At 70.9% G+C, this 22,709-nt stretch carries 22 protein-coding genes; 8 read left to right on the plus strand and 14 right to left on the minus strand.

From position 1 onward, the window contains the following. Positions 1-75: 75 nt before the first annotated feature. Positions 76-1,128, minus strand: a complete 1,053-nt coding sequence (gene trpD / locus OF852_RS03795; protein WP_271120477.1) for an anthranilate phosphoribosyltransferase — start codon at positions 1,126-1,128, stop codon at positions 76-78. Positions 1,129-1,205: 77 nt separating this feature from the next. Here trpD and ctaE point away from each other — a divergent pair, with 77 nt between their 5' ends. Genes ctaE through qcrB form a run of 4 tightly spaced genes read left to right on the plus strand, consistent with a single transcriptional unit; the run spans position 1,206 to position 5,462 of the window. Continuing rightward, positions 1,206-1,838, plus strand: a complete 633-nt coding sequence (ctaE, locus tag OF852_RS03800; RefSeq protein WP_271120478.1) for an aa3-type cytochrome oxidase subunit III — start codon at positions 1,206-1,208, stop codon at positions 1,836-1,838. A 54-nt stretch (positions 1,839-1,892) separates the two neighbouring features. Then, entirely contained in the window at positions 1,893-2,696 is an 804-nt protein-coding gene (gene qcrC, locus OF852_RS03805; RefSeq protein ID WP_271120479.1) for a cytochrome bc1 complex diheme cytochrome c subunit, read from the plus strand. A 43-nt stretch (positions 2,697-2,739) separates the two neighbouring features. Then, positions 2,740-3,801, plus strand: coding sequence for a cytochrome bc1 complex Rieske iron-sulfur subunit (gene qcrA, locus OF852_RS03810; RefSeq protein WP_271120480.1), 1,062 nt, complete (start codon positions 2,740-2,742; stop codon positions 3,799-3,801). Beyond that, positions 3,798-5,462, plus strand: coding sequence for a cytochrome bc1 complex cytochrome b subunit (qcrB, locus tag OF852_RS03815; protein ID WP_271120481.1), 1,665 nt, complete (start codon positions 3,798-3,800; stop codon positions 5,460-5,462). The genes qcrA and qcrB overlap by 4 nt, the downstream gene beginning before the upstream one ends. Positions 5,463-6,024: 562 nt before the next feature. Here the strand turns inward: qcrB and OF852_RS03820 are convergent. The 6 genes from OF852_RS03820 to OF852_RS03845 all read right to left on the minus strand — a co-directional run bounded on the left by OF852_RS03820 (position 6,025) and on the right by OF852_RS03845 (position 11,453). After that, complete coding sequence (locus OF852_RS03820) at positions 6,025-6,447, minus strand: GNAT family N-acetyltransferase (RefSeq protein ID WP_271120482.1); 423 nt, start codon at positions 6,445-6,447, stop codon at positions 6,025-6,027. Next, positions 6,447-6,863, minus strand: a complete 417-nt coding sequence (locus OF852_RS03825; protein WP_271120483.1) for a cytochrome c oxidase subunit 4 — start codon at positions 6,861-6,863, stop codon at positions 6,447-6,449. Before OF852_RS03825 ends, OF852_RS03820 begins: the two co-directional genes overlap by 1 nt. A 4-nt stretch (positions 6,864-6,867) precedes the next feature. Then, positions 6,868-8,568 (minus strand): aa3-type cytochrome oxidase subunit I, encoded by a 1,701-nt coding sequence (gene ctaD / locus OF852_RS03830; RefSeq protein ID WP_271120484.1) that lies wholly within the window; start codon positions 8,566-8,568, stop codon positions 6,868-6,870. A 2-nt stretch (positions 8,569-8,570) separates the two neighbouring features. Beyond that, complete coding sequence (gene ctaC / locus OF852_RS03835; RefSeq protein ID WP_271120485.1) at positions 8,571-9,476, minus strand: aa3-type cytochrome oxidase subunit II; 906 nt, start codon at positions 9,474-9,476, stop codon at positions 8,571-8,573. Positions 9,477-9,652: 176 nt separating this feature from the next. Further along, positions 9,653-10,006: a HesB/IscA family protein gene (locus OF852_RS03840; protein WP_271120486.1), complete on the minus strand. Its 354-nt coding sequence runs from the start codon at positions 10,004-10,006 to the stop codon at positions 9,653-9,655. A 37-nt stretch (positions 10,007-10,043) separates the two neighbouring features. Continuing rightward, on the minus strand, positions 10,044-11,453 hold the full coding sequence (locus tag OF852_RS03845) for a dipeptidase (protein ID WP_271120487.1): 1,410 nt from the start codon (positions 11,451-11,453) through the stop codon (positions 10,044-10,046). A 40-nt stretch (positions 11,454-11,493) separates the two neighbouring features. Between OF852_RS03845 and OF852_RS03850 the strand changes: the two genes are divergently transcribed. After that, on the plus strand, positions 11,494-12,051 hold the full coding sequence (locus OF852_RS03850) for a DUF3043 domain-containing protein (RefSeq protein ID WP_271120488.1): 558 nt from the start codon (positions 11,494-11,496) through the stop codon (positions 12,049-12,051). Between the two features lie 32 nt (positions 12,052-12,083). Here the strand turns inward: OF852_RS03850 and OF852_RS03855 are convergent, their stop codons facing one another. Genes OF852_RS03855 through hisD form a run of 3 tightly spaced genes read right to left on the minus strand, consistent with a single transcriptional unit; the run spans position 12,084 to position 15,005 of the window. Next, positions 12,084-13,115 carry a quinone-dependent dihydroorotate dehydrogenase gene (locus OF852_RS03855; RefSeq protein WP_271120489.1) on the minus strand — a complete coding sequence of 344 codons (1,032 nt, stop codon included), beginning with the start codon at positions 13,113-13,115 and terminating at the stop codon, positions 12,084-12,086. Positions 13,116-13,148: 33 nt separating this feature from the next. Next, a complete protein-coding gene (gene nrdR, locus OF852_RS03860) occupies positions 13,149-13,646 on the minus strand; it encodes a transcriptional regulator NrdR (protein ID WP_271120490.1) in 498 nt (165 codons plus the stop codon). 12 nt (positions 13,647-13,658) lie between these two features. After that, complete coding sequence (gene hisD / locus OF852_RS03865) at positions 13,659-15,005, minus strand: histidinol dehydrogenase (protein ID WP_271120491.1); 1,347 nt, start codon at positions 15,003-15,005, stop codon at positions 13,659-13,661. A 62-nt stretch (positions 15,006-15,067) separates the two neighbouring features. Here hisD and OF852_RS03870 point away from each other — a divergent pair, with 62 nt between their 5' ends. From OF852_RS03870 to OF852_RS03880, 3 genes are all read left to right on the plus strand, one after another. Then, positions 15,068-15,589, plus strand: coding sequence for a flavin reductase family protein (locus OF852_RS03870; protein WP_271120492.1), 522 nt, complete (start codon positions 15,068-15,070; stop codon positions 15,587-15,589). A 26-nt stretch (positions 15,590-15,615) separates the two neighbouring features. Beyond that, positions 15,616-15,990, plus strand: a complete 375-nt coding sequence (locus OF852_RS03875) for a nuclear transport factor 2 family protein (protein WP_271120493.1) — start codon at positions 15,616-15,618, stop codon at positions 15,988-15,990. 68 nt (positions 15,991-16,058) lie between these two features. Beyond that, on the plus strand, positions 16,059-16,463 hold the full coding sequence (locus OF852_RS03880; protein WP_271120494.1) for a hypothetical protein: 405 nt from the start codon (positions 16,059-16,061) through the stop codon (positions 16,461-16,463). Between the two features lie 169 nt (positions 16,464-16,632). On the opposite strand, the gene dnaE is transcribed toward OF852_RS03880, so the two are convergent. The 4 genes from dnaE to OF852_RS13995 form a co-directional block, all read right to left on the minus strand. Then, positions 16,633-20,097 (minus strand): DNA polymerase III subunit alpha, encoded by a 3,465-nt coding sequence (gene dnaE / locus OF852_RS03885; protein ID WP_271121109.1) that lies wholly within the window; start codon positions 20,095-20,097, stop codon positions 16,633-16,635. Between the two features lie 95 nt (positions 20,098-20,192). Then, positions 20,193-21,113 carry an RluA family pseudouridine synthase gene (locus OF852_RS03890; protein WP_271120495.1) on the minus strand — a complete coding sequence of 307 codons (921 nt, stop codon included), beginning with the start codon at positions 21,111-21,113 and terminating at the stop codon, positions 20,193-20,195. Between the two features lie 2 nt (positions 21,114-21,115). Continuing rightward, entirely contained in the window at positions 21,116-21,658 is a 543-nt protein-coding gene (gene lspA / locus OF852_RS03895) for a signal peptidase II (RefSeq protein ID WP_271120496.1), read from the minus strand. Between the two features lie 52 nt (positions 21,659-21,710). Further along, positions 21,711-22,682 (minus strand): DivIVA domain-containing protein, encoded by a 972-nt coding sequence (locus tag OF852_RS13995; protein ID WP_333781467.1) that lies wholly within the window; start codon positions 22,680-22,682, stop codon positions 21,711-21,713. Positions 22,683-22,709: the final 27 nt, after the last annotated feature.

Raw genomic sequence — 22,709 nt, forward strand, 5'->3', positions numbered from 1 at the left:
GGACATGTCCGGGGCGCCGTGCCATGTGCGGGGCGCCGAGGGCCGGGGCACCGGTGGGCGGGGATGCGGGCGGGCTCAGGCGCCCGTCGCGCCGACCCAGGTCGCGAGCTTCGCCGCCGCCTCCCCCGAGTCGATCGCGCGCGCCGCGTCCGCGATCCCCGCCCGGAACCGCGCGCGGATGTCCTGCTCGCCCGTCTCGTGGTCCTCGGCGAGCCGGTAGGCGACGAGCCCCGCCGCCGCGTTGAGCAGCACGATGTCGCGCACCGGGCCGGGCTCCCCCGCGAGCACGCGGTGCACGATCTCCGCGTTGTGCGCCGCGTCGCCGCCGCGCAGCTCCTCGATGCGGGCGCGCGGGATGCCGAGATCCGCCGGGTCGAGGTCGTGCTCCGTCACCGAGCCGCGCGAGACCTCCCAGACGTGGCTGTGACCCGTCGTCGTGAGCTCGTCGAGCCCGTCGTCGCCGCGGAAGACGAGCGCGGTCGCGCCGCGCGTCTGGAACACGCCGACGATGAGCGGCACCTTCTCGAGCGAGGCGACGCCCACCGCGCTCGCCTCCGGACGCGCCGGGTTGCAGAGGGGCCCGAGGAAGTTGAAGACCGTGGGGATGCCGAGCTCCCGGCGCACCGCCCCGGCGTGCTGGAACCCGGGGTGGAAGGCCGAGGCGAACGCGAAGGTGATGCCCACCTCGCGGAGCACCTCCGCGACGCGACCCGGCTCCATCGACAGGTCGAGCCCCAGCGCGCCGAGCACGTCGGAGGAGCCTGAAGAGCTGGATGCGGCCCGGTTGCCGTGCTTCACGACCGGCACGCCCGTCGCGGCCACCACGATCGACGCCATCGTCGAGACGTTGACGGTGCCGAAGCGGTCGCCGCCCGTCCCCACGATGTCGACCGCCATCGGGTCGACGGCGAGCGGCCGCGCATGCGCGAGGATCGCGTCGCGGAAGCCCACGATCTCGTCGACCGTCTCGCCCTTCGCCCGCAGCGCCACGAGGAACGCGCCCAGCTGCGCGGCCGAGGCCTCGCCGCGCATGACCTGCTCCATCGCCCAGGACGCCTCCGAGATCGCGAGATCCTCGCCCTCCAGGAGCCGGGTGAGCAGTGCGGGCCAGGTCGGATCGGTCGCCATGCCCGAAATCGTATCGACGTCGAGCCATGACACCCGCCGAATGGAACTGGGGGCCGTTTCACAGGGGGCATAATGGGATGGTGACCACCGCCGCCGTGACCTCCCGCAACGTCGTGATCAACCGACCGAACACCGTCTCCGTCGGCACGATCGTCTGGCTCGGCAGCGAGGTGATGTTCTTCGCGGGGCTGTTCGCGATCTACTTCACGCTCCGCTCCGTGAGCCCCGAGCTGTGGGCGGAGCAGACCGGCAAGCTCAACTTCTGGTACTCCTTCGCCAACACCACGATCCTGGTGCTGTCGTCGGTCACCTGCCAGATGGGCGTCTTCGCCGCCGAGAAGATGCGTCCGCGCCGCACCGGCGGTCCGCTCCAGTTCTGGCGGTGGGGCACCGTCGAGTGGTTCTACCTCACCTTCGCGATGGGCGCGATCTTCGTCACCGGCCAGATCTACGAGTACGCCCTCCTCGTCACCGAGCACGTCGGCCTGCAGTCCGACGCCTACGCCTCGGCCTTCTACCTCACGACCGGCTTCCACGGCCTCCACGTGACCGGCGGCCTCATCGCCTTCCTGCTCGTCATCGGCCGCATCTACGCCGTCAAGCACTTCACGCACAAGGAGGCGACCACCGCGATCGTCGTCTCCTACTACTGGCACTTCGTCGACGTGGTCTGGATCGGCCTCTTCCTCGTCATCTACGTGCTCAAGTAGCCCCACGCCGACCGCCGCAGACCGCACCGCACAGATCGGATCGACCCGCACCGCATGAAGAACGCCGAGACCCCCAAGAAGCGCCGCGCCCGAGGGCGCCGCTCGCCGCTGGCCTCCGTCGCACTCCTCGTGATCGGGCTGCTCGCCACCGGCGGCGCGTACGCGACCTTCACCGCGAGCGCGTCGGCCGAGACGAGCGCGGCCTCCGCCGAGCTCGTCGACGAGGGCGGCAAGCTCTTCGCCGCGAACTGCGCCAGCTGCCACGGCCTCGAGGGCGAGGGCACGGGCGCCGCCCCCAGCCTCATCGGCGTCGGCGCCGCCTCCGTCGACTTCCAGGTCGGCACCGGCCGCATGCCCATGGCCTTCCAGGGCCCGCAGGCCGAGGTCAAGCCCGTGCAGTTCACCGAGGAGCAGACGGCCGCCATGGCCGCATGGGTCGCCGAGCTCGGCCCCGGCCCGGAGATCCCCGCCGACGAGTACCTCACGGGCGAGGGCGACGTCGCGAACGGCGCCGAGCTGTTCCGCATCAACTGCGCCATGTGCCACAACGTCGCCGGCGCCGGCGGCGCGCTCACCGAGGGCAAGTACGCCCCGGACCTCAAGGACATCGACCCCGCCCACATCTACGAGGCGATGGCGACCGGCCCCCAGAACATGCCGGTGTTCAACGACCTGAACATCACGCCGGAGAACAAGGCCGACATCATCTCGTACCTCAAGTACCTCGACGCGAACCCCTCGCCGGGCGGTCTGGACCTCGGCGGTCTCGGTCCGGTGTCGGAGGGCCTCTTCGTCTGGATCTTCGCCCTCGGCGCCATCGTGGCGATCACCGTGTGGCTGACCGCGAAGTCGAACTAGGCCCCAGGGCTCGAGCAGAAACACCCACGGAGGGAACCACAGCATGGCGAACAAGGGCAGCGCCGACACCGGCACCGCCGTCGAGACGAGCACGCCTCCCGAGGCGTCCCCCGGCACCGCCGTCGTCGCCTCCGACCGGATCGAGAACCCCGGGTTCCCGCCGCACCGTCCGCGCGTCACCGAGCTCGACCCGAAGAACGACCGCTCGGCGAGCCGCCGCATCGTGGCCTGGTTCTGGGTCTCGATGCTCGGCAGCGTCGCCGCGATCGTCGCGTACGTCGTCATCCCCTTCGACGGCGAGGACCCGTCGACGGTCCGCAACATGACGCTGCTCCTCGGCCTCGGGATCGCGCTCGGCCTCCTCGGCATCGGCTTCGGCGCCGTCCACTGGGCGAAGTCCCTCATGGACGGCCACGACCTCGTTGAGATGCGCCACGGCACCCGCGGCTCCGAGGAGACGCGCGCCCGCGCGGTCGAGATCTTCAAGCTCGGCAACGAGGAGTCCGGCTTCTCGCGCCGGAAGATGATCCGCAACACGCTGATCGGCGCGCTCGCGCTCTTCCCGCTGCCCGGCATCGTCATCTTCCGCGACCTCGCCCCCGCGACCGACCCGCACGTCCTCCTCCGCCACACCATGTGGGAGAAGGGCACGCGCCTCGCCCGCGACCCCGACGCGACGCCCATCAAGGCCTCCGAGGTCATGCTCGGCTCGGTCTACCACGTGATCCCCGAGAACCTCGAGGAGTCGCACCACCCGCTCGAGGACAAGGCCAAGGCGGCCGTGCTCCTCATGCGCCTCAAGCCCGAGGACCTCGAGGTCTCCGCGGGCCGCGAGGACTGGAACTACCAGGGCATCGTCGCGTACTCGAAGATCTGCACGCACGTCGGCTGCCCGGTCGCCCTCTACGAGCAGCAGACGCACCACCTGCTGTGCCCCTGCCACCAGTCGCAGTTCGACATCAAGCGCGAGGCCGCCGTCATCTTCGGCCCGGCGAAGCGCCCGCTGCCGCAGCTGCCCATCACCGTCGACGAGGAGGGCTACCTGGTCGCCACCAGCGACTTCCACGAGCCCGTCGGCCCGAGCTTCTGGGAGCGCAACAAGTGAGCGGCCAGACCACCACGAAGGCGGCACCCGCCGCCGCCCCTGCCGCCGCCGGCCCCGCGAGCGCGCCGCAGCAGGCCTCCAACGGCACCCGCTTCACGAACTGGGCGGCGAACTACATCGATGAGCGCACGAGCATCTCGGGCGCCGTCAAGGAGCTCGGCCGGAAGATCTTCCCCGACCACTGGTCGTTCATGCTCGGCGAGGTGGCGCTCTACAGCTTCGTCGTCATCCTGCTCTCGGGCACTTTCCTGACCTTCTTCTTCCAGGCCTCCATGGTCGAGGTCGAGTACGAGGGCTCCTACGCGCCGCTGCGCGGCATCGAGATGTCGGCGGCGATGGCGTCGACGCTCGACATCAGCTTCGACATCCGCGGCGGCCTGCTGATGCGCCAGGTCCACCACTGGGCGGCGCTGCTCTTCGTCGCCTCCATCGGCCTGCACATGCTGCGCGTGTTCTTCACGGGCGCCTTCCGCAAGCCGCGCGAGATCAACTGGGTGATCGGCTTCGTGCTCTTCGTCCTCGCGATGGCCGAGGGCTTCACGGGCTACTCGCTCCCCGACGACCTGCTCTCGGGCAACGGCCTCCGCATCATCGACGGCATGATCAAGGGCGTGCCCGTGATCGGCGCCTGGATCTCCTACCTCCTCTTCGGCGGCGAGTTCCCCGGCGTCGACATCGTCGGCCGCCTCTACGTGCTCCACATCATGCTGCTGCCGGCGATCGTCATCGCGATGATCGGCATCCACATGGTGCTGCTCATCGTCAACAAGCACACCCAGTTCGCCGGCCCCGGCCGCACGAACGACAACGTGGTCGGCTCGCCGATCATGCCGGTGTTCGCCGCGAAGGCCGGCGGGTTCTTCTTCATCGTCTTCGGCGTCATCATGGTGATCGCCGCGACCGTCACGATCAACCCGATCTGGAACTACGGCCCCTACGACCCCTCCCCCGTCTCCGCGGGAACACAGCCCGACTGGTACATCGGCTTCGCCGACGGCGCGCTGCGCCTCGTGCCGCCGGGCTGGGAGTTCGAGACCTTCGGCTACGTGTGGTCGATGAACGTGCTCGTCCCGATGGTGGTCCTCATCGGCCTCCTCGGCGCCGTCGCCGTCTACCCCTTCATCGAGGCGTGGATCACCGGCGACAAGCGCGAGCACCACATCGCCGACCGTCCGCGCAACGCCCCGACTCGCACGGGCATCGGCGCCGCCGGCGTCACCTTCTACGCGGCGCTCTGGGCGGCGGCGAGCTCCGACCTCATCGCGACCCACTTCAAGATGTCGATCGAGGCGGTCACGCACCTCATCCAGGCGATCCTCATCGTGGGGCCGATCATCGCCTTCATCGTGACGAAGCGCATCTGCATCGCGCTCCAGAAGAAGGATCGCGAGATCGCCCTCCACGGCTTCGAGTCGGGCCGCATTGTGCGGCTCCCCGGCGGCGAGTTCGTCGAGGTGCACAAGGAGCTCGACGAGTACGAGCGCTGGAAGCTCGTGAGCTACAGCGACTACGAGCCGCTCATGCTGCGGCCCGATGCCCGCGGTCGCATCACGGTGCGCCAGCGGCTCCGCGCCTCGCTCTCGGGCTGGTTCTTCGAGGACCGCATCGCTCCCGTCACGAAGGCGGAGATCGAGCAGGCGCACGAGCACGGCCACCACTAGGCCGAAGCCCGCAGCACGACCGACGAGGCCGCCGCACTCCCTAGGAGCGCGGCGGCCTCGTCGTCTATGCCGGACGTCGTCGCGGACCAGCACACGCCGATCCCCCGCGGCACCGCGAGCTGGCGTGCGTGCGTGCGTGCGTGCGTGCGTGCGTCCGGAGCCTCGAGTGTGCATGAGACAGCTTCGAGCGGTGCCACACATCGAGAGCGGCCGCGACAAGGTCGAGCGTGCGCGAACAGCGTCGAGCGTGCCTGCTCGTTCCCTCGCGGTCGGGACTGTTCAGGCACACTCGGCCACATAGCCGGCGATGCACAGCCCGCCGTCCGCATCGACCGAGGCGGCGTCGCGTCGACCGAGGCGTAGGTTGCGCCTCGGTCGATGCGTTCGAGGCACGGTCGGCACGCGGATCGGCGTCAGCCGGCGGGACCCGACGGTGTCGATCGGATCCGGGGTGCACGCGCACACCGCCAGACGTCGACGCACGATGCGCGCCGCAAGCCCCGGCGTGCAGGTGCCGGGCGCCAGGTCGTCGCGAACGACGGCACCAGCAAGCGGTGCCGTGTCAGTCGAAGAAGCGCCGCATGTACTCGGCGTTCTCGTGATAGCCGAGCCGGTCGTAGAACCCGCCGGCGCGCCGGCTGGCGACGGTGAGCTGGCGGACGCCGCGACGGACGCACTCCTCCTCGACCGCGCGCACGAGCTGGGTGCCGAGATCGGAGCCGCGGATGCCGCGGTCGACCACGATCTCCTGCAGCTGCGCCGCGGGGCCGCTCGTGGACAGCAGCGGTGCGATCGTCACGATGGCGTAGCCGACGACGCGATCGCCCTCCTCCGCGACGAGCAGCACGACACTCGGCTCCTCGCCCGCCAGATAGCCTGCGAGCACCCGCTCGAAGCCGGTGCGATCGGGCTCCAGCGCATGACCGAGCTGCTCGACGAGTGCGAAGAGCTGGTCGGCGTCGGCCGCAGTCGCCTGGCGGATCATCAGCGGACGAAGTTCCGGCGGTAGTACTCGTAGTTCCAGCCGACGATGCCGATCAGCACGAGCGGGGCGCCGATGAGGGCGATCCACACGCCGACGGCCATGCCGAGGAACACGAGCGCGAGCGCGCCCGCGAGCACCATCGGCCACCAGCTCCAGGGGCTGAAGTGCCCGAGCTCGGGGTCGCCGTCGTCGATGTCGGCGTCGACGCGGTCCTCGGGGAGCTCGCCGCCCTGCGAGCGGCGGACCAGACGCAGATAGAAGGCGAGGAACACCGAGAGGACGGCCGAGAGGCCGATGGCCACCGCGCCGACCCACTCGACGCTGCCGTGGTCGATGAGCGACCAGACGATGTACGCGACGTCCGCGAGCGCGAAGAACACCGCGAGGAGCCAGAAGAGGTTGATGTTGACGCGCATCGGACTACTTCACCTCTCCGGTCTCGAGATCGCGCACAGGTCGTTCGGGCGCATCCTTCGCGGGTCCGATCCCGACCTGCGGCCCGGCCTCGGGGTGGTTGAGGTCGAACGCCGGCGACTCCGAGCGGATGCGCGGGATCGACGTGAAGTTGTGGCGCGGCGGCGGGCAGCTGGTCGCCCACTCGAGCGAGCGGGAGTAGCCCCACGGATCGTTGACGGTGACCTTCTCGCCGCGGCGCGCGGTGATCCACACGTTGTAGAAGAAGGGCAGCAGCGAGACCCCGAGGATCATGGCGCCGACCGTCGAGAGCTCGTTCATCCAGGTGAAGTCGTCGCCGATGCGGTACTGCGCGTAGCGGCGCGGCATCCCGATGACGCCCAGCCAGTGCTGCACGAGGAAGGTCGTGTGGAAGCCGATGAACAGCGTCCAGAAGTGGATCTTCCCGAGACGCTCATCGAGCATCTTGCCGGTCCACTTGGGCCACCAGAAGTAGAAGCCCGAGAACATGGCGAAGACGACGGTGCCGAAGACCACGTAGTGGAAGTGCGCGACGACGAAGTAGGTGTCGGAGACGTGGAAGTCGAGGGGCGGCGAGGCGAGGATGACGCCCGTGAGCCCGCCGAAGGTGAAGGTGATGAGGAAGCCGATCGCCCAGAGCATCGGCGTCTCGAAGGTCACCGATCCTCGCCACATGGTGCCGATCCAGTTGAAGATCTTCACACCCGTCGGGACCGCGATGAGCATCGTCATGAGCGCGAAGAACGGCAGCAGGACGGAGCCCGTGACGTACATGTGGTGCGCCCACACCGTGACCGAGAGCGCCGCGATCGCGATCGTCGCGTAGATGAGGGTCTTGTAGCCGAAGATCGGCTTCCGGCTGAAGACCGGGAGCACCTCGGAGATGATGCCGAAGAACGGCAGGGCGATGATGTACACCTCGGGATGCCCGAAGAACCAGAACAGGTGCTGCCACAGGATGGTGCCGCCGTTGGCTGGATCGAGCAGATGTGCGCCGAACACCCGATCCGCGCCGAGCGCGAAGAGGCCCGCGGCGAGCACGGGGAAGGCGAGGAGCACGAGGATCGAGGTCACGAGGATGTTCCACGTGAAGATCGGCATGCGGAACATCGTCATGCCGGGCGCGCGCATCGTGATGATCGTCGTGATGAAGTTGACCGCGCCGAGGATCGTGCCGAAGCCCGAGAGCGCGAGACCGAAGACCCAGAGGTTGCCGCCGAGTCCGGGCGAGAAGGTCTGGTTCGACAGCGGCGCGTAGGCGAACCAGCCGAAGGACGCGGCGCCCTGCGGCGTGAAGAAGCCGGCGACCGCGATGAGGGATCCGAAGCTGTAGAGCCAGTACGCGAAGGCGTTGAGCCGCGGGAAGGCGACATCGGGCGCGCCGATCTGCAGCGGCATGAGCGCGTTCGCGAAGCCCGCGAAGAGCGGCGTCGCGAACATGAGCAGCATGATCGTGCCGTGCATCGTGAAGAGCTGGTTGTACTGCTCGCGGGTCTGGAGGAGGTCGAGACCGGGCGTGAACAGCTCGGCGCGGATGACGAGCGCCATGACGCCGCCGATGCAGAAGTAGATGAAGGAGGTGATCAGGTACAGGTATGCGATCGTCTTGTGGTCGGTGGTGGTGAGCCACTTGACGATGATGTTGCCCTTGCGCTCGCGCGCCGGCGTGATGGCTGCCGTGCTCATGCTCAGTCCTGACTTCCGGTCTGCTGCGGCGAGTCGATCTCGGTCGTGCTCGCGCCGTTGCCGGGGAGGTTGGTGTTCGTGTTGTACTCGGCCGGGACCTGACCCTCGAAGCCGTCCGCGCGGCGCTCCTCGATGTAGGCGTCGTACTCGGCCTGCGAGACGACCTCCACCTGGAACAGCATGAGCGAGTGGTACTCGCCGCAGAGCTCGGCGCACTTGCCCTGGTAGGTGCCCTCCTTGAGCGGCTCGAAGTACATGTAGTTGGACTTCGCCGGGATCATGTCCTTCTTGTAGAGGAAGTCGATGATCCAGAAGGAGTGGATGACGTCGCGAGACTCGATCTTGATCTCGACGCGCTTGTTCACGGGGAGGTAGAGCGTGGGGATGGTCTCGTCGACGATGTCGCCGCGGCCGTCCTCGCCGTCGGTCTGCGCCTGGATGCCCTGGAAGTACACGTCGTCGGTGACGTAGTTGAAGTCCCAGGCCCAGCGCTTGCCGTAGACCTCGATCTGGACTTCGGGGTCGTTGTCGGCCTCGATCTTCGTCTGCTCGCGCGCCGTGAAGGCGAAGAAGCCGATCACGAGGATGAGCGGCACGATCGTGTAGAAGATCTCGATCGGCATGTTGTAGCGCAGCTGCACCGGGAGGCCCGACTGGCCCTTGCGACGGCGGTACGCGATCGCGGCCCAGATGACGAGGCCCCAGGTGACCAGACCGACCACGAGGAGGACGATCCAGGAGTTGACCCAGAGGGCGGTGATGCCGTCCGTGTGGTCGGTGACGCCGGGCTCGCCGGGGAGGTACCCGCGCAACTGCGCCTCGGTGCACCCCGCCAGGGCGATCGCGGCGGCGACGCCGATCGGGATCACGGCCCAGCGGGCCAGACGACTGCGGTGTTTCGGACGCACCAGAGACCTCTCATGCGGGGGTTGCTGTACCCCCCGAGTCTATAACCCTGAGACGCGCCTCCGACGACGCCCCGAATCCGGCGCGCCACGGCTGTCGACTCGCCGGGCGCGCCCCCGCAGACGCGGACGGGCGCCCGGCCGTGATGGCCGGGCGCCCGTCGGACGCGGTGCGGGACTCAGTGGAAGGAGTCGCCGCAGGCGCAGCTGCCCTGCGCGTTGGGGTTGTCGATCGAGAAGCCCTGCTTCTGGATGGTGTCCTCGAAGTCGATCGAGGCGCCGTCGAGGTACGGGACGCTCATCTGGTCGACGACGAGCTCGACGCCCTCGAAGTCCTTCACGACATCCCCGTCGAGCGAGCGCTCGTCGAAGTAGAGCTGGTAGATGAGGCCGGAGCAGCCGCCGGGCTGCACGGCGATGCGGAGTCGCAGGTCGTCGCGCCCCTCCTGGTCGAGGAGCGTGCGCACCTTGGTGCTCGCCGCCTCGGTGAGGGTCACGCCGTGCGTCGCGGTGTCGATGGTCGCGTCGGTCATGGCGCGATTCTACCTCGCCCGGGCGCGGGACGCCGGGTCACGGCCGGCGCGCGTCGAGGCGGCTGAGCAGCAGCGCCTCCGCGAGGATCGATCGGTGGAAGCTCCCGAGGTCGAGGGACTCGTTGGGGCTGTGCGCGCGGGAGTCCGGGTCCTCGACGCCGGTCACGAGGATCTGCGCCTCGGGGAAGCGCGCGACGAGGTCCGAGATGAACGGGATGCTGCCGCCGACGCCCATCTCGACCGGGGCCGTTCCCCAGGCCTCCTCGAGCGCCGCGAGGGTCTCCCCCACGGCCCAGCCGCTCGTGTCGACGAGGAAGGCGTCGCCCTGGTCGCCATCGCCGATCTCGACGTGCGCGCCGAAGGGCGTGTGCGCGCGGATGTGGCGCTCGAGCGCCGCGTGGGCGTCGGCCGAGCGCTGCCCGGGCGCGACGCGCGCGCTCACCTTGACCGTGACGGAGGGGATGAGCGTGTTCGAGGCGTTCACGACGCTCGGCGCGTCGATGCCCGTGACGGTCACGGTCGGCTTGTTCCAGAGCCGGCTGAGGATGGTGCCGTCGCCGATCGGCGAGACGCCCTCGAGCAGGCCCGTCTCGGCGCGGAGCTGCGCCTCGTCGTACTCCGGGGTCTCGGCCTCCCGCACCGTCATCCCCTCGACCGCGACCGAGCCGTCCGCATCCCAGAAGGTGTCGAGGAGGCGGATCGCGGCGAGCATCGCGTCGGGGACGGCGCCGCCGAACATGCCGGAGTGCGAGGCGTGCTCGAGCGTCGAGACCGTGAGGCGGAAGGTCACGTTGCCGCGGAGGCCGACGGTGAGGGCGGGCACGCTCGTCGACCAGTTGCCCGAGTCGGCGACGACGATCGCGTCGGCGCGGAGCTGCGCCTCGTGATCGGCGAGGAAGTTGGCGAAGGAGCGCGAGCCGAACTCCTCCTCGCCCTCGAAGAAGAGCACGATGCCGAGGTCGAGGTCGGCCCCGCGCGCCGCGACGAGCGCGCGGATGGCGGCGAGATGCGCGACCACGCCCGCCTTGTCGTCGGCCGCGCCGCGCCCGTAGAGGCGCTGGCCGCGCAGGGCCGGCTCGAAGGGCGCCGATGCCCAGTCCTCGTCCCTGCCGGGAGGCTGGACGTCGTGGTGGGCGTAGAGCAGCACGGTGGGCGCGCCGTTGCGCGCGGCTCGGGTCGCGAGCACCGCCGGCTGACCGAGCTGCTCGCCGTCGCCGATGCGCGACTGCGCGATCTCGACCGAGTCGAAGAGCTCGAGCTCGCGCACGAGCTGGGCGATCGCCTCGGCGCTCTCGCGCACGTGCGCCGGGTCGAAGCCGTCCCAGGAGACGGAGGGGATGCGGACCAGTCGGGAGAGCTCCGCGATGGATGCCGGGAGGGCCGCGTGGACGGCCTCCGCGATCTGCTCGGCGTTCGGACTCGCGGGCGTGGGGGCGGTGTCGGCCATGCGGGTAATCTTAGGGAGAGCGAGACGACGAGGACCTGACGTGGCGAAGCCCAAGAACGAGACCCCTGCCCCTGCCGAGACCGGCGACGACGCCGGCGCGCGCAAGGGGCGCCCGACGCCGACCCGCGCCGAGCGGGAGGCCGCGAACCGGCGGCCGCTCGTCGCGAACGACCGCAAGGAGGCGCGCTCGCGGATGAACGCCGAGCGCGACCGCCAGCGCGTCGGCATGGCGAACGGCGAGGAGCGCTACCTCCCGCCGCGCGACAAGGGGCCGCAGAAGCGCTTCGTGCGCGACACGGTCGACGCACGCTTCTCGATCGGCGAGATCCTGCTGCCGCTCATGTTCCTCGTGATCTTCGCGACCTTCCTGCCCGACCAGCGCGTCGCGACCTACGCCCTGCTCGGCGTGTGGGCGTTCATCCTGCTCGCGGTGCTCGACTGCGTGATCCTCGGGCAGCGGCTCACGAAGCAGCTGCGCGACAAGTACGGCGACAAGGCCGAGAAGGTCCGCTGGTACGCCGCGATGCGCGCGCTGCAGCTGCGGCCGCTCCGCCTGCCGAAGCCGCAGGTCAAGCGCGGGCAGCACCCGACGCTGTAGCGGCGGCGCGACCCCGTCCCGGGCGCGACGGCTCAGCGGCGCGCGAGGCGCGCGAGCCCCCGGTTGATCTGCCGCGCCCAGAGCGGGCCGCGGTAGAGGAATCCCGTGTAGCCCTGCACGAGCGTCGCGCCCGCCTCCAGCCGCTCCTGGACGTCGGCGGCCGTCTCGACGCCGCCGACCGACACGATGCAGACGCCGTCCGGCAGCGCCTCGCGCAGGATGCGGAGCAGCTCGAGTGAGCGCGACCGCAGCGGCGCCCCCGAGAGGCCGCCGGCGCCCGCCGCCTCGACGACGGCGCCGGCCGTGTGGAGCCCCTCGCGGGAGAGCGTCGTGTTCGTCGCGACGATGCCGGGCAGGCCGAGCTCGGTCACGAGCCCCGCGATCCGCACCGCCTGCTCGTCGGTGACGTCGGGGGCGATCTTGACCAGGACGGGCGTGGCGCCGGCCGCATCCCGCACCGCCTCGAGGAGGGGCGCGAGCAGCTCGAGCTCCTGGAGGCCGCGGAGCCCCGGCGTGTTCGGCGAGCTCACATTGACGACGAGGTAGTCGGCGAGCGGCGCGAGGAGGCGGGTGCTGCGGAGGTAGTCCTCGGTCGCGTCCGCGACGTCGACGACCCGGCTCTTGCCGATGTTGACGCCCAGGACGGGGCGGTTCCGGCGGCGCCGGATGCGCTCGAGCCGCGGCGCGACGGCCTCGGCTCCCGCGTTGTTGAAGCCCATCCGGTTCACGACGGCGCGGTCCGGCACGAGGCGGAAGAGGCGCGGGCGCTCGTTGCCCGGCTGCGCGTGCGCCGTGATGGTGCCGATCTCGACGTGCCCGAAGCCGAGCGCCCCGAGCCCGGCCACCCCGCGCGCCTCCTTGTCGAAGCCCGCCGCGACCCCGAAGGGCGAGTCGAAGCGGAGGCCGAGGGCCTCGACGCCGAGTCCGGGAGCCGGACGCGTGGCCACGCGGGCGAGCGCCGAGAGGACCGGCAGGCCGAGTGCCCGGATCACCGCGAAGGCGAGGTGGTGCGCCTGCTCCGGATCGATGCGGGTGAGGATGAGGCGGAACAGCAGCGGGTACATGTCCGCCTCAGGATAGCGAGCGCCGGACGGGGCTCAGGACCGGCCGCGCTCCCCCGCCTGGTCGGCGGCGCCGGCATCCCCGTCGGCGTGCTCGGTGCGGAGCTGCCCGATCGCCGACTCGAAGTCGTCCAGGGACTCGAAGGCCTGGTAGACGCTCGCGAAGCGGAGGTAGGCGACCTCGTCGAGCTCGCGCAGCGGCGGCAGGATCGCGAGGCCGATGTCGTTCGCCTCGATCTGCGAGGCGCCCGTCGCCCGGATCGACTCCTCGACGCGCTGCGCGAGGAGCGCCAGATCGGTGTCGGTCACGGGCCGTCCCTGGCACGCCTTGCGGACGCCGGAGACGATCTTCTCGCGGCTGAAGGGCTCGACCACGCCGTTGCGCTTGATGACCGTGAGGCTCGCGGTCTCGGTCGTCGAGAAGCGGCGCCCGCACTCGGGGCACTGGCGTCGGCGGCGGATCGCGGTGCCGTCATCGCTCGTGCGCGAATCGATGACGCGGCTGTCGGGGTGGCGGCAGAAGGGGCAGTACATGGTGCGAACAGGCTAGACGGCGTCGCCGGGTTCGGCCGCGGGGCGCGCCCCGGGGGCGGCGAGGCGGATCGCCACCGCATCGCCGTGCGCGGGCAGCGCCTCGGCGTCGCTCAGCGCGCGGACGTCCGCCGCGACGGCCTCGAGGCCCGGGCGGTCGTAGTCGACGACCTGCTGCGAGCGGAGGAAGGTCGCGGCCCCCAGCCCCGAGGCGAAGCGGGCGACGCCGCCCGTGGGGAGGACGTGGTTGCTGCCGGCGAGGTAGTCGCCCAGGCTCACGGGCGCGTGGGCGCCGAGGAAGATCGCGCCCGCGTCGACGATGCCGGCGAGCGTCGCCTCGGGGTCGCGCGTCTGGACCTCGAGGTGCTCCGGCCCGTAGGCGTTGCTGACGCGCACGGCCGCGTCGAGGTCGTCGACGAGCACGATCGCCGACTGCACGGCGCCGAGGGACGCGCGCACGCGGGCCTGGGCCGAGGTCGCCGCGACCTGACGCTCCAGCTCGGCGCGCACGGCATCCCCGAGCTCGGCAGAGTCGGTGACGAGGACGGCGGAGGCGAGCTCGTCGTGCTCCGCCTGGCTCACGAGGTCGGCCGCGACATAGGCCGGGTCGGCCGAGTCGTCGGCGATCACGAGGATCTCGGTCGGTCCCGCCTCGGAGTCGATGCCGACGACGCCCTGCACGACGCGCTTCGCGGCCGCGACCCACACGTTGCCCGGACCCGTGACGAGATCGACGGGCTCGAGGCCGAGGTCGGCGGCGCCGTAGGCGAAGGCGCCGATCGCCCCCGCGCCGCCCATCGCGTAGACTTCCTCGACGCCGAGGAGCGCCGCGGCGCCCAGGATCACCGGGTGCACCCGGCCGCCGTGCTCGCGCTGCGGCGGGGAGGCGAGGGCGATGGAGGCGACGCCGGCGACCTGCGCGGGCACCACGTTCATGACGACGCTCGAGGGGTAGACGGCCTTGCCGCCGGGGACGTAGAGGCCGACGCGCCCGATCGGCTGCCAGCGCTGGCGGATGCGGGCGCCCGGCCCGATCTCGGTGACGGCCGGCGGCGGCACCTGTGCGGCGCTCGCGAGCCGGACCCGCTCGATGGCGCGCTCGAGCGCCGCGCGCACGGCCGGGTCGAGCGCCTCCAGCGCCGCCGCGAGCTCCTCGGCGGGCACGCGCACCTGCTCGGGGCGCACGCCGTCGAAGCGCTCCGCCTGATCGAGCAGGGCCGCCCCGCCGCCGTGCCGCACCTCCTCCACGAGGGCGCGGGCGCCGTCGGCGGCGCGCGTCGCATCCTGCTCGGGTCGGGGCAGGATGCCGATCAGCTCAGCCCGCGTGAGGGGGCGGCCGCGGAGGTCGAGCGTCGAGATCATCGGGGCAATCGTATCGGCGGCCAGCGGACCGGGCGTCCGGAGGGGCAGGATTGGAGTCGACCATGGACGACACCCGCACCGCGCCCGACGAGCCCCGCATCGTCGACGACCTCTCCGCCTTCAAGCTCGCGTTCCGCCGCCTCGCGGCGGGCGTCGCCGTCGTGACCGCCCTCGACGCGCACGGGACCCCGCGCGGCTTCACCGCGACCTCCGTCGCCTCGCTCGCCGCCGTCCCGCCGCTCGCCACCTTCAACATGGCGCGCGTGTCGACCGCGTGGCCGGCGATCGAGCAGGGCGAGCGGGTCGTGATCCACCTGCTCGGCGCCCGCAACCGCGACGTCGCCGCGATCATGGCGGGCGACCACGACCACCGCTTCGACGGCGACCACTGGGCGCCCGGCCCCCACGGTCTCCCGCTGCTGCGCGACGTCCCCAGCTGGATGCTCGGCCGCATCGTCGAGCGCGTGCACATCGCCGACAACGCCGTCGTCGTCGTCCAGATCGAGGACGGCGGCCTCGGCGAGCCCGACGAGGCCCTCGTCTACCATGAGCGCGGCTACCACCGGCCGCTGATGCTCGACTGAGCCGCCCGAGGACCCTGGAGGACCGGATGACCGACCACGCCGCGCACGTCGCGCACGCCGCCGAGCTGGAGGCCCTCGAGCCGCTGCTGCACCGCCTCCCCGAGGACCTCGAGCCGAGCCGCGTCGGCGAGCTCGTCTCGCCCGCCTTCTGGGAGGTCGGCGCCTCGGGCGCGGTCTACGCCCGCGAGCACGTCCTCGACGCCCTCGCGCACCGCGGCGACACCCCGCAGGACGCGGGCTGGACGGTCTCCGACTTCGCCGCCCGCGAGCTCTCGCCCGGGCTCTGGCTCGCGACCTACGCCCTGGAGCAAGATGCGGGCCGTCTCTCCCGCCGGTCGACGATCTGGCGCCGCGAGGGCGGCGGCTGGGTCGCGGAGTACCACCAGGGCACGCTCGTCTGATGGACGCGGTGCGCCGATTTCGGCGCGTCGCGCACGCCCGGAGCGTGCGGCGGGCGGATGAGCAGCAGGTGATCGATGCCGCCGTCGCGCTCCTGGCGATCGGCATCGACGAGCCGGCCATCGTCGAGCTCGGTTCTCTCCGACGTCCCGCGAACGCGTTCCAGGTCGACGCCCTCGTGGAGCGGTCGCTGGTGGCGCTGGGCCTCGACCGGGCAGGCGAGGCGGACGCCTGGCTCGCGGCGGCGGCGCTGCTCGCCGAGCCCTTTCTCGCGGGATCGATGAGCGCCGCGGATCTCGCCTCGCGGTGGCACGACCGGATCGGACATGAGCGGGCCACCGACTTCCTCCCCGTCGACGTCGCGGAGCTCGCGGATCAGCTCGAGATGTCCGGATCCGGCGGAGGCCGTTCTCTGTCGGAGGCCGAGGGGGCGATCCGCGACGCAGCCGAGCTGATGACCCGTCTGTCCGCGTGACGCGCGTGCGGCCGACCGGCTCAGGCGCGGATCCGCGGCGCTGGACGCCGAGGACCGCGGTCTGAGCCGGGATGCGGGGCGCCAGGTCGACGGTGACCGCTGAGGCGGCGACGCGCCGCGGATGCCTCGGCGGCGAGCTGGTTGCGCGGAGCCGGCGCGCTGGTCGCGCTCAGACCACGCAGTTCGGGCCGAGGAGGCTCTTGAGCTCGCCGTAGAGGTCGGCCGTGACGGTCACGGGGTACGGGATCTCGAACATGCGGGCGGTGTCGCCGCGCACGAGCCGGAGCCGGACCTCGTTGTCGCCCGAATGGCGGATGAGCACGTCGCTGAGGCGGGAGACGACATCGGTCGTCGCCCGCTGCTCCTGGAGCTGGATGACGAGCGGGCCGGCGCCGAGGCTCTGCCCGGTGTCGGGCGTGAACATGCTCTGGGCGTGCAGGTTCAGCCCGTCGTCGCGCATGCTCACGCGGCCGCGGACGACCGCGATCGCGTCCGCCGTCAGCGCGGGCGAGAACTCCTGGTACGTCTTGCCGAGGAACATGACCGAGACGGTGCCGCCGAAGTCCTCGACCTCGACGATGCCGTACTGGTTGCCCGAGTTGCGGGCGGTGCGGTGCTGCACGCTCGTCATGAGTCCCGCGACCGTGACGATGTCGCCATCCTGGATCGACTCGCTCGCGAGCAGATCCGCGATGGAGTGGCTGGCGAGCTTCGCGAGCTGGAGCTCGAGCCCCGCGAGCGGGTGGTCCGAGACGTAGAGCCCGAGCATGTCGCGCTCGAAGGCGAGCTTCTCGCGCTTGCCCCACTCCGGTCGCTCCGGCACGTGCGCGCTCGAGAGCTGCGGCTCGTCGAAGAGGCTGTCGAAGTCGAAGCCGACGTTGCCGTTCGCCTCGTCGCGCTTGATCTTCACGGCCGACTCGACCGCGCTCTCGTGGATCTCGATCATCGCCCGGCGCGTCGGCCCCATGGTGTCGAACGCGCCCGCCTTGATGAGCGACTCGACCGTGCGCTTGTTGACGGCGACGATCGGCACCTTCGCGAGGTAGTCGTGGAAGGACGTGAACGCGCCCTGCGCCTCGCGGGCCTGCCGGATCTGCTCGACGACGTTGAAGCCGACGTTGCGGACCGCACCCAGGCCGAAGCGGATGTCCTCGCCGACCGCGGAGAAGAATCCGATCGACTCGTTGACGTCGGGTGCGAGCACGGTGATGCCCATGCGGCGGCACTCGTTGAGGTACAGCGCGAGCTTGTCCCGCGAGTCGCCGACGCTCGTGAGCAGCGCCGCCATGTACTCGGCCGGGTAGTGCGCCTTGAGGTAGGCGGTCCAGTAGCTCAGCACGCCGTAGGCCGCCGAGTGCGCCTTGTTGAAGGCGTAGTCGGAGAAGGGCAGCAGGATCTCCCAGAGCTTCTCGACGGCGGCATCCGAGTAGCCGTTGTCGTTCATGCCCTGCTTGAAGCCCGCGTACTGCTTGTCGAGCTCCGCCTTCTTCTTCTTGCCCATCGCGCGGCGCAGGATGTCGGCCTCGCCGAGCGAGAAGCCCGCCACCTTCTGCGCGATCGCCATGACCTGCTCCTGATAGATGATCAGGCCGTAGCTGGTGTCGAGGATGTCCTTGAGCGACTCCGCGAACTCGGGGTGGATGGGCGTGATCTCCTGCTGGCCGTTCTTGCGGAGCGCGTAGTTGATGTGCGAGTTCGCGCCCATGGGGCCGGGGCGGTAGAGGGCGATGAGCGCGGAGATGTCCTCGAAGTTGTCGGGCTTCATGAGGCGCATGAGGCTTCGCATGGGCCCGCCGTCGAGCTGGAACACGCCGAGCGAGTCGCCGCGCGCCAGCAGCTCGTAGGCCTGCCGGTCGTCGTAGTCGAGATCCTCGAGCACGGGGCGGTGGCCGCGGTTCGACTCGATGTTGTCGAGCGCGTCGTCGATGATCGTGAGGTTGCGCAGCCCCAGGAAGTCCATCTTGATGAGCCCGAGGGACTCGCAGGTCGGGTAGTCGAACTGCGTGACGATCTGGCCGTCCTGCTCGCGGCGCATGATCGGGATGATGTCGATGAGGGGCTCGCTCGACATGATGACGCCCGCCGCGTGGACGCCCCACTGGCGCTTGAGGCCCTCGAGGCCGAGCGCGGTCTCGAAGACGCGCTTGGCATCCGGGTCGGCCTCGAGCACCCCGCGGAAGTCGCCCGCCTCCTTGTAGCGCTCGTGCGTGGGGTCGACGATCCCGGCGAGCGGGATGTCCTTCGCCATGATCGGCGCGGGCATCGCCTTCGTGAGCTTCTCGCCCATGCCGAAGGGGAAGCCGAGCACGCGGCTCGAGTCCTTGAGCGCCTGCTTCGACTTGATGGTGCCGTAGGTGACGATCTGCGCGACGCGCTCCGAGCCGTACTTCTCGGTCACGTAGCGGATGACCTCGCCGCGCCGGCGCTCGTCGAAGTCGACGTCGAAGTCGGGCATCGAGACGCGGTCGGGGTTGAGGAAGCGCTCGAAGATGAGGCCGTGGCGCAGCGGGTCGAGGTCGGTGATGTTCATGGCGTAGGCGGCCATGGAGCCCGCGCCGGAGCCGCGGCCGGGGCCGACGCGGATGCCGTTGTCCTTGGACCAGTTGATGAAGTCGGCGACGACGAGGAAGTAGCCCGGGAAGCCCATCTGCGTGATGACCCGGGTCTCGTACTCGGCCTGCTTGCGGACCTCGTCCGGGATGCCCTCGGGGTAGCGGCGGTGGAGGCCCGTCTCGACCTCCTTGATGAACCAGCTCTCCTCGTTCTCGCCCTCCGGGACGGGGTAGCGCGGCATGTAGTTCGCCGTGGTGTCGAACTGCACCTCGCAGCGCTCGGCGATCGCGAGCGTGTTGTCGCAGGCCTCGGGGTGGTCCTTGAAGAGCTGGCGCATCTCGGCCGCCGACTTGAGGTAGAAGTCCTGCGAGTCGAACTTGAAGCGGTTCGGGTCGTCGAGGGTCGAGCCCGACTGCACGCACAGGAGCACCTCGTGCGCCTTCGCGTCGTGCGCGTGCGTGTAGTGGAGGTCGTTGGTGCCGACGAGCGGGAGGTCGAGCTCCTTCGCGAGGCGGAGCAGGTCCGACATGATCCGGCGCTCGATGCCGAGCCCGTGATCCATGATCTCGGCGTAGAAGTTCTCCTTGCCGAAGATGTCGCGGTAGTCGCTCGCCGCCTGCTTCGCGGCCTCGTACTGGCCGAGGCGGAGGCGGGTCTGGATCTCACCCGAGGGGCAGCCCGTGGTCGCGATGAGCCCCTCCGCGTAGGTGGAGAGGAGCTCGCGGTCCATGCGCGGCTTGAAATAGTAGCCCTCGAGCGAGGCGAGCGAGGACATGCGGAAGAGGTTGTGCATGCCGGTCGTGTTCTCGGCGAGCAGCGTCATGTGCGTGTACGCGCCGGCACCCGAGACGTCGTCGCCGCCGCCGTTGCCCCAGCGCACCCGCGTCTTGTCGCTGCGGTGCGTGCCGGGCGTGAGGTACGCCTCCGTGCCGATGATCGGCTTGATGCCCGCGTCGGTCGCCTTCTTCCAGAAGTCGTAGGCGCCGAACACGTTGCCGTGATCGGTCATCGCGATCGCCGGCATGCCCTGCCCGGCGGCCGTCGTCACGAGCTCGCCGACCCGGGCGGCGCCGTCCAGCATCGAGTACTCGGTGTGGACGTGCAGGTGCACGAAGGAATCGCTCGAGGGCACGCTCGCTCCGGTCAAGGTCGAGGGGGGGGTGGTACCCCTCCAGCCTAATCCGCGCGGAGGACATCGAGTGCGTGCGCGAGGTCCTCCGGGTACCGCGTCGAGAACTCGACGCGCTCGCCGCTGCCCGGATGCCGGAAGCCGAGGCGCATGGCGTGCAGCCACTGCCGCTCGAGTCCGAGGCGGGCGGCGAGCGAGGGGTCGGCGCCGTAGAGCAGGTCGCCGGCGCAGGGATGCCGCTGCGCCGCCATGTGGACGCGGATCTGGTGGGTGCGTCCCGTCTCGAGGTGGATCTCGAGGAGGGTCGCGGAGCGCATCGCCTCGAGCGTGTCGTAGTGCGTGACGCTCGGCTTGCCGCCCGCCGTGACCGCGAACTTCCAGCTGGAGCCGGGATGCCGGCCGATGGGCGCGTCGATCGTGCCCGAGAAGGGGTCGGGATGGCCCTGCACGACCGCGTGGTAGATCTTGTCGACCTCGCGGTCGTGGAACTGCCGCTTGAGCTCCGTGTAGGCGCGCTCGCTCTTCGCGACGACCATGAGGCCGCTCGTGCCGACGTCGAGCCGGTGCACGATCCCCGCGCGCTCCGCCGCACCCGAGGTGCTGATGCGGAACCCGGCGCCCGCGAGCGCGCCGAGCACGGTCGGTCCGTCCCAGCCGACCGCCGGGTGGGCGGCGACGCCCACGGGCTTGTCGATCACGACGAGGTCGTCGTCGTCGTGCACGATCTCGAAGCCGGGCACGAGCACCGGCACGACGATGGGATCCTGCTTCGGCTGCCATTCGACCTCGAGCCAGCCGTCCGCGTGGAGGCGGTCGGACTTGGCGAGGACCGCGCCGTCGAGACTCGCCCCGCCCGCCTCGAGGATCTCGGCGGCGGCGGTCCGCGAGAAGCCGAGGAGCTTCGCGATGGCGGCGTCCGCGCGCTCGCCCGCGAGGCCGTCGGGCACCGGGAGGCTGCGGCGCTCCACGGTCAGCGCTCGTCCGCGCCGGGCTCCGGCGCCTCGGCCGCGGCGCCGCCGCCGGCGGGCTCGGGGTCCCGGCCGAGCCGGGTCCCGTCGAGCCGGACCCCGCGGATCGTGAGCAGGATGAAGAGCCCCATGCTCGACACGATCGCGATGTCGGCGATGTTGAAGATCGCGGGGAAGTAGATGACCTGGATGTAGTCGACGACATGCCCCTCGGGGAAGCCCGGGGGGCGCGTGAGCCGATCGGTGAGGTTGCCGAGCGCGCCGCCGAGCACGAGGCCGAACATGACGCCCCACCCGATGGAGCGGATCCGGCGCGAGAACCAGACGACGAACGCGACGACGCCGAGGGCGATGGCGGAGAGGATCCAGGTGAAGCCGCTCGCGAGCGAGAAGGCGGCGCCCGGGTTCGTGACGTAGTGGAGCTGGAGGACCTCGCCGAGGAGCGGGATGGTCTCGTACAGCTCCATCTCGGCGACGACCCACGCCTTCACGAGCTGGTCGAGGCCGTAGACGACGACCGCGACGAGCGCGAGGAGGATCAGCACCCGGACACTCCACTGCCCCGTCCGCGAGGACGGGGCAGCGGGTGTCGTGGGCTCAGCGGCCGCCAAGACCGGACTGGTCGGGTGCCGACGGCGCCTGCTGGGCGCTCGAGGGCTGCAGCGGCGTCCCGAACGGCGAGGACGGCGTCGGGAACTGCGGCGCCGGGGCCGAGCCGAAGCTCTGCACCGGGGCCGGAGCCGACGGCGGCACGGCGGCGGAGGCGGGCGCGGACGCCGAGCCGGGCGCGGCGGCCGAGGCCGGCGCGGACGCCGAGCCGGGCGCCGCCTGCACCGGGGCCGGGGCGGAGCCCGGGAATCCGGCCGAGGGCGCCGCCGCGGCGCTGCTGGGCGGCGGCGCGATCGAGGCGGCGGCGGGCGAGGCGGGAGCCTGCGGCGCGGTCGCGACCTCGGGCGCGCCCTCGCCGAAGCTCGCGCTCTGCTCGAGCTCGCGGAGCTGGTCCTCGATGTAGCCCTTGAGCTTGCCGCGGTACTCGGACTCGAAGCTCTGGAGCTCGGAGATCGAGCCCTCGAGGCGGGCCTTGGTGGTCTCGAGGCGCTCGACCTGCTCGCGCGAGCTGGTCTCGGCCTCGCTGACGAGGCGGGCGGCGGTCGCGTGCCCCTCGGCGATGAGCGCGTCGCGCTTCTCGATGCCCTCGCGGACGTGCTCCTCGTGGAGGCGGCGCGCGAGCTGGAGGAGGTTGTTCGTGCTCTCCGTGACGCCGGCCGAGTCGTCGGCCACGGGGGCCGCTGCGGGGACGGGCGCCGCGACCGGCTCCGGGACCACGGCGGGCACGGGCTCGGCGGCCGCCGGCGCGGGTGCCGCGTCGCCGCCGCCGCGCTGCAGCTCGTTGATGCGCGACTCGCTCTGGACGAGGCGCTGGCGCAGCTCCTCGTTCTCCTGCGTCAGTCGACGCAGCTCGACGACGACCTCGTCGAGGAAGTCGTCGACCTCGTCCTGGTCGTAGCCCTCGCGGAACTTCGTCGGGTTGAACCGCTTGTTGACCACGTCCTCCGGCGTCAGCGCCATGGTCATCACCTCTCGATCTCGATGCTC

Source organism: Homoserinibacter sp. YIM 151385, from assembly GCF_027912415.1.
Lineage (GTDB): Bacteria > Actinomycetota > Actinomycetes > Actinomycetales > Microbacteriaceae > Schumannella.